Consider the following 12,601-nt stretch of genomic DNA (forward strand, 5'->3'; position numbering starts at 1 on the left):
CCAATATCTTGCAAATCAATCATAATCATCTTCACAAATGAGATTATTTTTTGCGGTAAACATCATTCTTTCTTTAGGCTAAATTCTGCATATTACCGGCTCAAATATCATCGTTGCCGGAGGAATCGAGTCGTGAAAATTAAGGATGACTATTTACACTGTTTTTCCTCCATCGCAGAAATCTTCTCCCGTGCGACGGGATTAGCGGCGATGATTGTTGATGTAACAGGTAAGGCGATATCCGATTGTTATAACTTTAATTCATTTTGTACATTAATGCGTGCGAACGAAACATATCGTGCAACTTGTCAAAAGTGTGATAAGTATTGTGCTTTTGAAGCGCTAAAACAGGTCAAACCCAGAATACTCTGCTGTCATTCGGGATTAAGCATCTTCTCGATGCCTCTAATTCACGAGGGTAATCTTTACGGTTTTATTATTTGCGGTCAGGTGCGGGTAAAGTATCAGGAATATAAAACTATTATTGTTGAAGATAAACCGCAGTGGATGAATGATCCGAAAATAAAAGAAGAATGGGAACGAGTTACTGTTGTCGATAATAATACGCTGGTGGCATCGGCAAATTTATTAAGTTTTATTGTGGATAATTTTGAGCAGGAAGAAGATATGGAGAGTGTCTCTGAACCACAAGTGAGTTATGTCAGAAATTACAGTTCCGAGTTTTCTCGCCACGAGAAAAAATTATTGGCAGCGTTGCGCTATATTGATGATAATTTATATGGCGAATTGTCTCTGGAGTCCGTGGCGGCGCATGTTTGTTTAAGTGCTAATTATTTCAGTCGTTTTTTCAAAAAACGGCAGGGTGTGAATTTCAAAACCTGGGTAAATCAGAAAAAAATGCAAAAGGCAGGGGAGTTACTGCACGATCCTGTTCATTCAATAGACAGCATTGCCCGGAAACTTCAATACGCGCAAACCAGTTATTTTTGTCGCGTATTCCGGGCAGCGCATCAAACATCACCCCAGTCTTTTCGTCACGCCAGGCTTTCGCAGTAAAGATGCTCCGGCAGCGTTACGGCTTCAGGAATAAAAGACAGGCGATCGCTCAGCGTGACGACATCGCCAATAACGATCAGCGCGGGGGGCATAATGTTCGCTTCCTGCGCTTTGCTCAATAATGAACCCAGTGTGCAGGTCAGGCGGCGCTGATTTTCTCGTGTGGCGGACATGATAACGGCCACGGGGGTGTCGGCAGATTTACCGCCCATCAAGAGTTCTTCGCAGATAAACGCCAGGTTGGCGATGCCCATGACGATAACCAGCGTACCGTTGAGTTTAGCCAGTTGACGCCAGTCCTGCTGCTGATTTCCTTCCCGCGTATGGCCTGTGACCACATGAAACCCGGATGCAAAATCACGATGGGTGACAGGAATACCCGCACAAGCGAGGCCACCAATGGTGGAGCTGATACCGGGAACCACTTCAAAGGGAATGCCGACGTCAACCAGCCCTTCGACTTCTTCCGCGCCACGGCCAAACACGTAAGGATCGCCGCCTTTGAGGCGAACGATGTTCTTATGTGTTTCCGCATACTGGATGAGCAATGCGTTGATTTCATCCTGTGGAACACAATGAAAGCCCGGATTTTTACCAACATTGATCAGCAGACAGTCTGGAGATGCCCATTCCAGGATTTTAGGATTGACCAGCCGATCGTAAATAATGACGTTAGCCTGTTTAATGCACATCATCGCTTTGAGGGTGAGTAACGAAATATCGCCGGGACCTGCGCCAACGAGCCAGACCTTTCCGAAAGTTTTCACATTGCGTCCTTTATCACGTCAAACATAAAAAGGCAGAAACTACATGGAGGAGTGTTTAAAAGCAGTCGTTTGCCTGTAAGTTATAACGCTGAATTGTCCTAAATTATCGACTGAATAATATTGATTAGTCTCGCAAAGTTTTTTCCTCAATAAACAAGATGACTTGAAAAATTATTAAGAACTTATTGGCTCTATTTGCCTGAGTTTAACCTTATTTAAATTGTGTTTATTGCTGTGCTTGAGTATTATTGGCTAATATTTATACGCTATTTGTATGAGTAAATCATGGACTGGATCAATGACATCACAGGACAAAATAAAATATAACTCTCGATGCATATCTGGGTGCATTAAATTATTTTTTATAAGTTAAACTATTTTTGTACGCTGCAAATGGAAGAGGTTATGAGAGGAAAAATACCGAAGACGGAGTTGCTGGTAACTTTTGAAGTGGTTGCGCGTCACGAAAGTTATACCCGGGCAGCAGAAGAGCTGGCTTTAACACAAAGTGCGGTTTTTCGCCAGGTGAATGCATTAGAAGATTTTCTAAATACATCACTTTTTAATCATGCTAAAAAACGCATTTTCTTAAATGCCGCAGGAAAACATTATTTAAGTATCGTAAAGGAAACGCTGAATAAACTGGAACGTGATACGACCACGATCATGACCTGGCAGCCGACGGTGCAGGTCATTGAGCTGGCTGTTAATCCTACGTTTAGTACCCATTGGTTGATCCCGAACCTGCGCGAGTTCAATAAGCTCAATCCTGATATTATCGTGAATATCCATTCTTTAGCGAATATCGGTGATTTCCTTAACCGCGAGTACGATGCCGCGATCATGCGGGAAGATTTCTGTTCGCCGTGGTCTGGGGTTGAGTACCTGTTTGAAGAGGAAATTTTACCGGTCTGCAGCAGATGTTTGCTTTCTGAACCTAATCAGAAGGTGGCCGTCGATGATTTGCTGAATGAATTTCCGCTTTTGCATCAAAGCACACGGATAAAAGGCTGGCAGGAATGGTTTTCGCTGTCCGACATCAGCAGTCCGCTGGTGAACAAAGGACCTCGATTTGATTTATTGTCGATGCTCATTGCGGCGGTACGTTCCAATTTAGGTGTCGCGCTGTTGCCCCGTTTTGCTATTCAGCACGATTTGGACAGTGGTGATATGGTCATTCCTTGCGATGTGCCGATGCGTACCGGGAATCGCTTCATCATGACATGGCGTGAGGAAAAATCGGAATCCCTGCATTTACAGATATTCCGCAACTGGTTACTGAATAAATCCGCCGTATCGGCGACGTGATGGTGGCTTTGTTTTAGGAAGCCGGATGAGGCGGTTACACCGCTATCCGGCATAGAGGCAAAGCAAACAAGAGGCCGGATAAGCAGTTGGCTATCCGGCAAAAGAAAGTCGTGTTACCAGTCGATTCCGACTTGCGCCTGAATACCGCTATCAAAGGCATGTTTGACCGGGCGCATCTCACTCACCGTATCCGCAAGTTCGAGTAATTGTGTGTGGCACCCGCGCCCCGTGACGATGACGCTCTGTTCTGCAGGGCGATTTTCGATAGCGGTGAGAACCTCCTGCGTGTCCAGATAGTGATAGGCCAACATATAAGTGAGCTCGTCGAGTACCACCAGGTCGTAATGCGCATCGGCTAGCATACGCTTACTTTCTTGCCAGACGGCGGCTGCCGCTGCAATGTCGGCTTCACGGTTCTGTGTTTCCCAGGTAAAGCCGGTACCCATAATGTGAAATTCAACGCCGAGCGGTTGCAGCGTGTTGTACTCGCCATTGTCCCACTGACCTTTAATAAACTGCGCGATGCCAACGGTTTTTCCGTGACCAACCGCGCGCGTTGCCGTACCAAAGGCTGCGGTGGATTTCCCTTTACCGTTGCCGGTAAAGACGATCAGAATCCCTTTTTTCTCCGTTGCCGCCGCCACGCGGGTATCGACCTGCTCTTTCAGCTTCTGCTGCCGTTGGCGATGTCTGTCATTGTTGGCTCGCGCTTCCATTGTGTTGCTCCTTATTTCCCTGCCGGGCAGGTTGTACAGCGATGCTGCTGCTCAAACTGGCTGAAGAAGTTATTGCCTTTGTCATCCACTAACACGAAGGCTGGCATGTTTTCGACTTCCATCATCCAGACTGCTTCCATTCCCAGTTCCGGGTACTCAAGGCAGCGCAGGCTTTTCACATACTGCTGTGCCAGTAGGGCTGCCGCCCCCCCGATGCTGCCAAGGTTAAATCCGCCATGAGTGTGGCAGGCATCGGTGACTTGCTTACTGCGATTGCCTTTCGACAACATAATCAGACTGCCACCCGCCGCCTGGAAGGCATCTACGTAGCCATCCATGCGCCCGCCGGTGGTGGGACCCATTGAACCACAGGCCTGATTGTTCGGTGTTTTTGCCGGGCCGGCATAATAGACGATATGATTTTTCATGTACTCTGGCATCGGCTCACCGTTATCCAGACGTTCCTTGATTTTGGCATGAGCGATGTCACGGGCGACGACAATCGGACCGCTGAGTGACAGTCGGGTTCCAATAGGCAACGCGGTAAGGTCGTGCAGAATCTCGCGCAGTGGGCGATCCAAATTGAGCTGCACGGTTTGGGCGCCATTTTCTACGCGTTGAGAATCGGGAATATATTTGCCCGGATTATGCTCAAGTTTCTCCAGCCAGATACCGTGTTTGTTAATTTTGGCTTTAATGTTGCGATCGGCAGAGCAGGAGAGTGCCATGGCGATAGGGCAGGAGCCACCGTGACGCGGCAGACGAATCACCCGAATATCGTGAGCAAAGTATTTTCCGCCGAATTGCGCGCCAATACCAAACTCGCGGCTGGCATTGAGCAGCGTGGCTTCGAGTGCCGTATCGCGGAAAGCCTGCCCCAGTTCGTTCCCGCTGGTGGGCAGGTTATCGTAGTATTTCGTTGAGGCCAGTTTGGCGACTTTCAGTGCCTGATCGGCAGACAGACCACCGACGACAAAAGCAATGTGATACGGTGGGCAGGCTGCGGTTCCCAGCGATTTCATTTTTTCAATCAGGAACGCAGTGAGTTTCTCTGGCTGCAGAATGGATTTTGTTTCCTGATACAGCGCCGCTTTGTTTGCAGAGCCGCCGCCTTTGTTGACGAACAGGAACCGGTATTCGTTACCCGGTGTGGCGCTGATATCGATTTGTGCTGGCAGGTTAGTCTGAGTATTGACCTCGGTATACATATCCAGCGGGGCGTTTTGCGAGTAACGCAGGTTGTTTTCGGTGAAGGTGGCATATACGCCTTTGCTTAATGCTTCGGCATCGTCACCACCGGTCCAGACCTGCTGACCTTTGCTCGCAACAATGGTTGCGGTGCCGGTATCCTGGCAGTTTGGCAGTATGCCTTTGGCGGAGACTTCAGCATTGCGCAGCAGTTGAAGCGCGACGTATTTATCGTTACTGCTGGCCTGCGGGTCATGCAGGATGCTGGCGACCTGTTTCAAATGTCCGGCACGCAGAAAGAATGAAGCCTCATAAAAGGCCTGTTGCGCCAACAAGGTTAATGCCTCGGGCGCAACCTTGATCACTTCCTCTCCGTCTAACTCTGTCACCGTAACGTGCTGGTTACTGAGTAATTCATATTCTGTATTATCTTTACTCTGAACAAAGAGTTCCTGCCAGACAAATGGTTTAGACATTTACTTCTCACCTTTAAGTTATTTGGCCGGATGGCTGCGTAATGCCTGACCCGGCCTACGGGGGTTGACCGTACTGTAGGCCGGATAGCGTCAGTGCCATCCGGCTTTGGCTTAGTGCGCTAAAAAGACATTAGCTTTTGTCGCTTCGGCGACATATTCGATAGTTTTCTGGGCGCGAACGCTGTTACCGGCTTCATCCAGCGGCGGTGAATAGACGGCAATGGCATATTGGCCGGGGACGACCGCAACCATCCCGCCACCAACACCGCTCTTCGCCGGGATACCAACGGTGTAGAGCCATTTGCCGCTGCCGTCATACAATCCGGCAATCGCCATTTCGGCCAGTACCTGCGGGACATACTTTTCATTCAGCAATTGTTTACCGTTGAATGGAGATTTTCCTTTGTTCGCGAGTACAGCACCCATTTTCGCCAGTTGTTCAACGGTGATATCTACCGAACACTGACGGGTGTAAATCTCTACGGCTTCTTCTGTGTTGCCGTAGAAGCTGTTATAGGATTCCATCAGTTTTGCCAGTGCCTGGTTATGCTGGTTGGTATCCATCTCTGATTTGAAAACGGGCTCATTAACGGTGAGCGTGGCATCTGCCCAGACGTTCAGGTTGTCGAGGATTTTGTTCCAGCGATCCGTTTTGTCTTTGGCTTCGATCAGGCTAACGGTGCTCATCGCGCCAGCGTTAACGAGTGGGTTTTCCGGTGCGCCTTTAGTGAGCTCAACGGCTAAACCTGAGTTGAACGGCATGCCGGTGGCATTGGCCCCGAGTTTATCCAGCACGACCTGAGGACCGTGCTGCTCCATGGCCAGCGCCATGGTGAAAACTTTACTCAGGGATTCCATCGGAAAGGGTTTTTTGACATCGCCAACCTGGTAGATTTTGCCGTCAACCGTGGCGATGGTGATGGCAAAGTTTTTCGGACTGTAGGTTGCCAGGGCCGGAATATAGTCGGCAACTTTGCCGTCATTGTTACTTTTATACTTCTGATGCGCCTGCTCAATCAGTTTGGCGTAGTCCGGCGTGGTTTGCGCGAATGTCGTTGCGCTAAACAATACGCTGAAGGAAAAAATACTCACGCCGATAATGGATTTATTCATGGTGCATTCCCTGTTGGTGTTGTGAATAAAGATCCGTAGACCGGAAAAACCTTATGGGCCTGGTAAGACGCGTTGCGTCGCCATCAGGCATGGCTCTCTTGACGGATAGCGGCGTAAACACCTTATCCGGCCTACAGATCGTTGTTATTTAACTATCAGGACATAGCAACTTCCGTTTCGGTAACAGGACGTTCCTGTTCCGGGGTTTTAACTGGCGCAGCGCCACGACAACCCTGGCCGAAGTGTTCACCTTCCCAGCGGCTGACAATGGCAGCACCCATTGCATTACTCATTACGTTAGTGGCAGAACGACCCATATCGAGGAATGGATCAACGCCCATCAGCAGGATCAGACCGGCTTCAGGAATGTTGAACTGGTTCAGTGTTGCGGCGATAACCACCATTGATGCACGTGGTACACCGGCCATCCCTTTAGAGGTCAACATCAGGATTAACAGCATGGTGATTTGCTCGCCCATGCTCAGCTCAATGTTGCACGCCTGTGCAATAAACACTGTGGCAAAGGAGCAGTAAGCCATGGAGCCAACCAGGTTAAAGGAGTAACCGATTGGTAAAACAAAACTGGCGATTTTTGAAGAAACACCGAACTTTTCCAGCTTATCCAGCGTGCCCGGGAAAGCAGCTTCAGAACTGGAGGTAGTAAAGGCCAATAGAGCCGGTTCGAAGATTGACTTTGTCAGACGGCTGATGCAAGGGCCGACAATCATGGTAGACAAACCGATCAGGATGGCCCACAACATGCCCAGGGTCAGGTAGAACTCACCCATAAAGATACCGGCGCTAACCATTACGCCCAGACCACGTTCGGCGATCAGACCTGAAATAGCGGCAAAAACAGTCAACGGTGCAAACAGCATGACGTAGCCTGTCAGCTTCAGCATGACGTGTACCAGTGAGTCCAGAACTTTAACGATAGGCTCTGCTTTTTCGCCAATTGCAGCCAGACTGCATCCGAGGAAAATGGAGAAGACGACGATCTGCAGGATTTCGTTACGCGCCATCGCATCAACAATACTGGTCGGTACGGCGTGCGAGATAAATACTTTCAGCGTAAAGGGTTCTGACTTAACGGCGGCAACAGCCCCAACATCATGTGGAACGAAGTTAATGCCTGCGCCCGGCTGGAAGAGATTGACGATAACCAGACCCAATGCGATTGACAGCAATGAGGCGCAAATAAACAGGAAAAAAGTTTTGGAGAATATACGCCCAAGCGTTTTGGCATCGCCCATTTTAGCAATACCGACGACCAGCGTTGAAATAACTAATGGTGCGATAATCATTTTCACCATACGCAAGAAGATTGTGGTGAAAATGGAAATATCCTGTGCATATGATTTTGCTGTTTCAGCCGCTGCCATATTATTTATGGCCACCCCGGCAATCATGCCGAGTATCAGGCCTAATATGATCATCTTCGTTAAACTAATTTTCTTCATGTTTACTCCATCGGATAAAGGCTGGTAATTAAAATAGTGTAGGGTGACGTGCACCTGAGCCAGGACAGCAGCTCAGGCACACGCCTGTTGTGACCAACCGCATGAATAATTCGAAGCACTGTGATACAGCTGAATTCTGTGCTCCAATGGTTGTTATTGTGTTTTTTTGTTACAAGTCGAACTCAATACTTAATAATGGTGCATGTTGCTGTGCACCATAAACGTCATTATCACCAACGTTACCGGAGATAATGTCGCGAGGCATGACGATTTTTACTGCATTAGCCGGATCAAACCAGACGATATTATGAATAAAGTCAGGCTCGACATTATATAAACCGGCAATAAGCTGCGGCGTTAATTGCTCCGAGGCTTTCACCCGCTGATAGTCTTCCCTGGTTTTAAATAAGATATCTAAGACCAGTTCATACGGTCCGGCGTTTTTGGAACGAATGACCTGCGCCAGTGAACAAATTGAGTGTTTCATGCCTGAACTCCTTCTGGCGTCACCTGTTCAATGTGGAAATCAAAACGCAGTGCATCGCTTGCTTCAATCAGGTGGTAGATTGAGAACTCATACACCGGCCCACTCTGAATATCAGATGGTGAGAACGGGAAGGCGAGGTTGCCCGCAGTCGCAATACGATTTTCATAGCCGTAATGCAGCAGAGTTGAGCGCACCAGCGAACAAACGCTGTTGGCAATATCCTGCGTGGGCGCGACCACATCCAGTAAAATCCCCAGTTCATGCCCGGCGGTTTTCATCGGTTCATGATTACCCATCACGCCATTTTTACCGTACAGATGGAACGTCATGCGGATACTGTCATCATTCAGCGAAAGGTTACGCGCCACGCTGGCTTGTACCTCTTCAAGAATGGTGTCAATGCTGGCAATCATAATCGGGTCGCGCGTTCCGGCGATGGTCAGACAACGGAAGCCAACCTGACGCGCACCTTCCAGCTTCAGCGCATACGGCGTTTCTTCATGACGCGAACCGCTGACATACACTTCACCTTCGTTAACGGCGGTGAAGGTACATGCTTTCAGGTTCAGTACGCCACCGGGTCCTGGCAGAAAATAGGGATCGGACTTCTCATACAGGGTGTGGGCCGCTGCAGAGGTTTCAGTGAACTTACGCTTAGGGTTGAACGCCTTCAGCGTAAAGCCGTTGTCGTCAATGATCCCCATCGCGCAATCCGAGCCGGAGCCAGGGGTGGCGGCAATAGCAGCACACTCAAGGATTTTACCGCAGTGAAGCGCCAGACCTTCATCAAAGCCCTGCATAATCGGCAGTGCAGCGAAACAGGCGGGATCGTAAGCACGTCCACCCAGAACCACCTGCGCACCCGCTTCAAGCGCACGCTGGAAAGGTTCAACACCCATCTGTGCGACGATATAGGTGCTCTCTTCGATAGCCTCGTGAGTCAGTTCAGGGACAAAATCCAGTGCGGTGATTTTGCCGTTATCCAGCGCCTGATGAACGATTTCTTTATCGACATCAGACGGGATCAGCGCCAGCGAGAACGACAGTTTTTCTTCCTGTGCGATCTCATGGATTATCTGGCGACACCACTCCAGATGAGGGGCGGCACCCGAACCACCGGCGGTACCGATCACCACCGGGATGTTGTTCTTAACGCCTGCCACGATCATATAGCGCAGATCGCGTTTTACTCCAGCCCTGTCAGTAAAGGGTTTACCTGCCCCCAGGTAGTGGGGGCCAGGATCGGAGGAACCCGCGTCAACCGCAATAAGATCGGGTGACTCTTCCATGGCTTTACGAAAACTCTCTTCCGGGAAGCCATAACCCAGAATAGCTGTAGGCGATAAGATCTTAAATGTGCGTGCCATCTCTTAATCCTTAGTCTGCAACAGCGCGATGGTGCGGTTCATTTCGTTAAACACGATATTGAGACCTTCATCGAAGCCCATACCCGGTTTGATCAGCATGCGCATTGGACGTGCCGCCAACGCGACGTGTACGCAGGTGCGAGCGCTGATCTCAGTTTCGTTACAGGTACCGCCCTGGTAGGCTTCCATTGCGTGTTTGTTGCAGTACAGCACTGCATCAACGATGTTGTGAATACCACCGAGATCAGGCGTTTTGATCTGTACCATGTGGCAGCTGCCTGCATCGGTGAAGTCCACGATATCCTGATAGGTGTTACACCATTCATCAGCAACGATTTTCACACCGGAGCCCAGACGGGTCAGCTCTTTGGTGATGGCAGTCAGCATACGGATCTGATCTGGCTTGTTGCCCGCATCGACTGGACCTTCAATGTACAGTGGCAGACCCTGTGCTTCTGCTTCCAGACTGGCGATGTATTCAGCGCAACGAACCGGGTCCATATCAAAAATCAGACCAATGGTGCCGTACACATCAATATGCAGCGTTGGGTGATAACGCTCGCTGGTGCGCAAGCTTAAAATACGGTTGGACAACCAGCGCACGTATTCACGCAGTTTTTCGCCTTTATAGCCCAGTTTCTCTTCAACGTTGTTGATCAACGCGTGTGGCAGTACGTCCACGCCTTTGAGGATCATCTTGTCAACGGCGATATAGCGGTCATCACCGCTCTGACCAAATAATGGAATGGCTTCTGGCACGCAGGGTAATTGCCATTCATCGCAAACGACTTCTGTTTTCAGACGACCAGTGGCCAGTGCAGTGGCGTCAAGCAGCGCCTGAGACAAACCGTAACGGACTGCGGTATGTAACAGATTGCCTTCAATACGCAATTGGTCGAAGAAACGTGCGTTTGGCAGGAACGAATCAACGTCACGGCCTTCCAGCAGTGGTTTGATGTGATCGTTCAGGAACGGAATGAAGTTCTCAGCCAGGAACAGTGGATCACGGCCGCCTGCGCCGGAATACTGTACCGCTGCACAATCACCGACGGCTACCGCGCCATTTTCCAGAATCAACTGTACGGAAACACATTCCCCCGCCTGACGAACAGATGTAAACCCAGGTGTAACCGGATCGCCGGTATAGATAAACCCATCGTGACCTGCACCGTTTTTAATGGCCTGCTGATCGTCAAAATAAAATGAGGAGTAGCCAGCGGTGAAAAGGGCCTGTTTAATTTTCATTATGGTCTTCCTATTAATTTACTGTGGGATACGGCGTTGATGTCATCAATGACCATCTGGAAAGAAGGTTTACGACCTTCAAAATGTGCACGCTCTGCGACGTAGTCGTGGTGCAGGGCGAGAATATCTTTCGGCAGCGGAACCGCACCGGCTTCGAGAATGCGGATTGCACCAGTGTTATCGCGAACAGGCAGGATTTTGCCGGCGTTACAGGCTGCTGGAGCGAAAGGTACATCCAGAACACCTGCTTCAAAGGCCAGCACGGTGCCGCGTGCAATGTCACCATTACCCAGTTCAAAGACTTTTTTCAGTACAGCGCGGACTTCGCTCTTAATCAGCTCGACTTCCTGTTCCACGGCAGCGCACTGCGGGAATTTCTGGTCGCTGACCATGTTGAGCATCTGGCGTGAAGCTTTGAGTCCCTGGGCATTGGCCGCCGCTGTCGGGATACCGAATGCTTCATGTGGGCTTTTGGTGATCACTTTAGTGGCACCGGACATACCCGCAACTGCAGCACCCCAGGCGATAACGGAGAATGCTTTTGCTTCATCTTCCGGGAAACCGCCCATCCACTGGTGGAATACGGTGCTCAGCTCGTAATCGTCGAAGCCGTAGTTCTGGAAGTATTCGTGGGACAGTTCACGCAGAGCTTGAATTGCCGCGATATCCTGAGTCAGACTGCCGACCTGGCCGTAACCAACGGTGATGGATTTCACGCCTTGTTCCAGCGCCAGCAGACCTTCGATAATGGCAACCGAGTGGGACATAAATGGCGGGATCAGCGTACCGGTCAACGGACCAAACGGTTCACGGTTAATGCGAATGCCGTTTTCTTCGTACAGTCCCATCAGGCGATCGCAGTACTGCCAGTCACGGATAGATTTTTCCAGGGTGACGCGTTTAGCGTAAGGGATGTTGTAGGAGATACCGCCGCCTTCGTAGCTGGTAAAGCCACTGGCCATGGCGATTTCTGCCAGCAGACGCGCATCCGGCGTGCCGTGGCGAACCTGAATCGGTTTGTCCAGCGATTCTGTCATACGACGGCAGGCAGCAACACCGTGGTTGACGACCGGTAAACCATTAAGCTTGGAGGTTCCGGCTTCGATGGATTTTTGGATCCCAACGGCGGCTTCTTCATAGCGGTTCAGACGGGTATAGGCATCGATGGTGCTGGGCAGCAGATCGCACTCTTCCTGTAATGTTTTGAGCAATTCAATGTGCTCATCCATTAATGCAACGCCTGCACGCGGCTGGCTCAGGGTTTTACCTTCCTGGTCGGCCTTCAGCAGTGCAAGAGAGAAACGTTTTTTCTCTGGAATTGATTGCTGGTACTTCACGCCATCTTCAAAGTTTTCAACGTCCTTGCCGGTATGCCAGGTTTGCAGCACCTGATGCCTTTCGGTCATGAATTCATCATGGGTCAATTTTTTATTTCGAAGTTCCATTCGTAGCTGCCT

The 12,601-nt window shown here is 49.8% G+C and carries 10 protein-coding genes and 1 pseudogene; 2 read left to right on the top strand and 9 right to left on the bottom strand.

From position 1 onward, the window contains the following. Nucleotides 1-132 precede the first annotated feature (132 nt). Complete coding sequence (locus N7268_RS12250; protein WP_260863130.1) at nt 133-1,017, top strand: PocR ligand-binding domain-containing protein; 885 nt, start codon at nt 133-135, stop codon at nt 1,015-1,017. Here N7268_RS12250 and cobA read toward each other — a convergent pair. Continuing rightward, a complete protein-coding gene (cobA, locus tag N7268_RS12255; RefSeq protein ID WP_198904899.1) occupies nt 996-1,784 on the bottom strand; it encodes a uroporphyrinogen-III C-methyltransferase in 789 nt (262 codons plus the stop codon). The two genes, N7268_RS12250 and cobA, sit on opposite strands and share 22 nt — an antisense overlap. A 405-nt stretch (nt 1,785-2,189) precedes the next feature. On the opposite strand from cobA, the gene N7268_RS12260 reads away from it, so the two are divergent. Then, nucleotides 2,190-3,092 (top strand): LysR substrate-binding domain-containing protein, encoded by a 903-nt coding sequence (locus tag N7268_RS12260; protein WP_198904898.1) that lies wholly within the window; start codon nt 2,190-2,192, stop codon nt 3,090-3,092. A 113-nt stretch (nt 3,093-3,205) separates the two neighbouring features. Here N7268_RS12260 and cobO read toward each other — a convergent pair whose 3' ends face one another. The 8 genes and pseudogenes from cobO to N7268_RS12300 form a co-directional block, all read right to left on the bottom strand. Beyond that, nucleotides 3,206-3,808 carry a cob(I)yrinic acid a,c-diamide adenosyltransferase gene (gene cobO, locus N7268_RS12265; protein ID WP_260863131.1) on the bottom strand — a complete coding sequence of 201 codons (603 nt, stop codon included), beginning with the start codon at nt 3,806-3,808 and terminating at the stop codon, nt 3,206-3,208. 11 nt (nt 3,809-3,819) lie between these two features. Beyond that, entirely contained in the window at nt 3,820-5,472 is a 1,653-nt protein-coding gene (locus N7268_RS12270; protein ID WP_260863132.1) for a class I fumarate hydratase, read from the bottom strand. Between the two features lie 111 nt (nt 5,473-5,583). Beyond that, the gene (gene glsA, locus N7268_RS12275; RefSeq protein WP_198904895.1) at nt 5,584-6,585 is read right to left on the bottom strand and encodes a glutaminase A; all 1,002 of its coding nucleotides are present in this window, start codon (nt 6,583-6,585) and stop codon (nt 5,584-5,586) included. A gap of 148 nt (nt 6,586-6,733) precedes the next feature. Next, nucleotides 6,734-8,045: pseudogene (locus N7268_RS12280) on the bottom strand (dicarboxylate/amino acid:cation symporter). A 169-nt stretch (nt 8,046-8,214) separates the two neighbouring features. Beyond that, complete coding sequence (locus tag N7268_RS12285) at nt 8,215-8,532, bottom strand: DUF4387 domain-containing protein (RefSeq protein WP_198904893.1); 318 nt, start codon at nt 8,530-8,532, stop codon at nt 8,215-8,217. Continuing rightward, nucleotides 8,529-9,899, bottom strand: a complete 1,371-nt coding sequence (locus N7268_RS12290; RefSeq protein ID WP_198904892.1) for an acyclic terpene utilization AtuA family protein — start codon at nt 9,897-9,899, stop codon at nt 8,529-8,531. The genes N7268_RS12285 and N7268_RS12290 overlap by 4 nt, the downstream gene beginning before the upstream one ends. Nucleotides 9,900-9,902: 3 nt before the next feature. Then, on the bottom strand, nt 9,903-11,144 hold the full coding sequence (locus N7268_RS12295) for a methylaspartate ammonia-lyase (protein ID WP_198904891.1): 1,242 nt from the start codon (nt 11,142-11,144) through the stop codon (nt 9,903-9,905). Further along, the gene (locus N7268_RS12300) at nt 11,144-12,589 is read right to left on the bottom strand and encodes a methylaspartate mutase subunit E (RefSeq protein WP_260863133.1); all 1,446 of its coding nucleotides are present in this window, start codon (nt 12,587-12,589) and stop codon (nt 11,144-11,146) included. Before N7268_RS12300 ends, N7268_RS12295 begins: the two co-directional genes overlap by 1 nt. Nucleotides 12,590-12,601 lie beyond the last annotated feature (12 nt).

This window comes from Citrobacter sp. Marseille-Q6884, from assembly GCF_945906775.1.
GTDB lineage: Bacteria > Pseudomonadota > Gammaproteobacteria > Enterobacterales > Enterobacteriaceae > Citrobacter.

Coding starts and splice junctions, on each gene's coding strand:
- N7268_RS12300 (WP_260863133.1), bottom strand. CDS start 12,589: ATGGAACTTCGAAATAAAAAATTGACCCATGATGAATTCATGACCGAA.
- cobO (WP_260863131.1), bottom strand. CDS start 3,808: ATGGAAGCGCGAGCCAACAATGACAGACATCGCCAACGGCAGCAGAAG.
- N7268_RS12260 (WP_198904898.1), top strand. CDS start 2,190: ATGAGAGGAAAAATACCGAAGACGGAGTTGCTGGTAACTTTTGAAGTG.
- glsA (WP_198904895.1), bottom strand. CDS start 6,585: ATGAATAAATCCATTATCGGCGTGAGTATTTTTTCCTTCAGCGTATTG.
- N7268_RS12270 (WP_260863132.1), bottom strand. CDS start 5,472: ATGTCTAAACCATTTGTCTGGCAGGAACTCTTTGTTCAGAGTAAAGAT.
- N7268_RS12285 (WP_198904893.1), bottom strand. CDS start 8,532: ATGAAACACTCAATTTGTTCACTGGCGCAGGTCATTCGTTCCAAAAAC.
- N7268_RS12295 (WP_198904891.1), bottom strand. CDS start 11,144: ATGAAAATTAAACAGGCCCTTTTCACCGCTGGCTACTCCTCATTTTAT.
- N7268_RS12290 (WP_198904892.1), bottom strand. CDS start 9,899: ATGGCACGCACATTTAAGATCTTATCGCCTACAGCTATTCTGGGTTAT.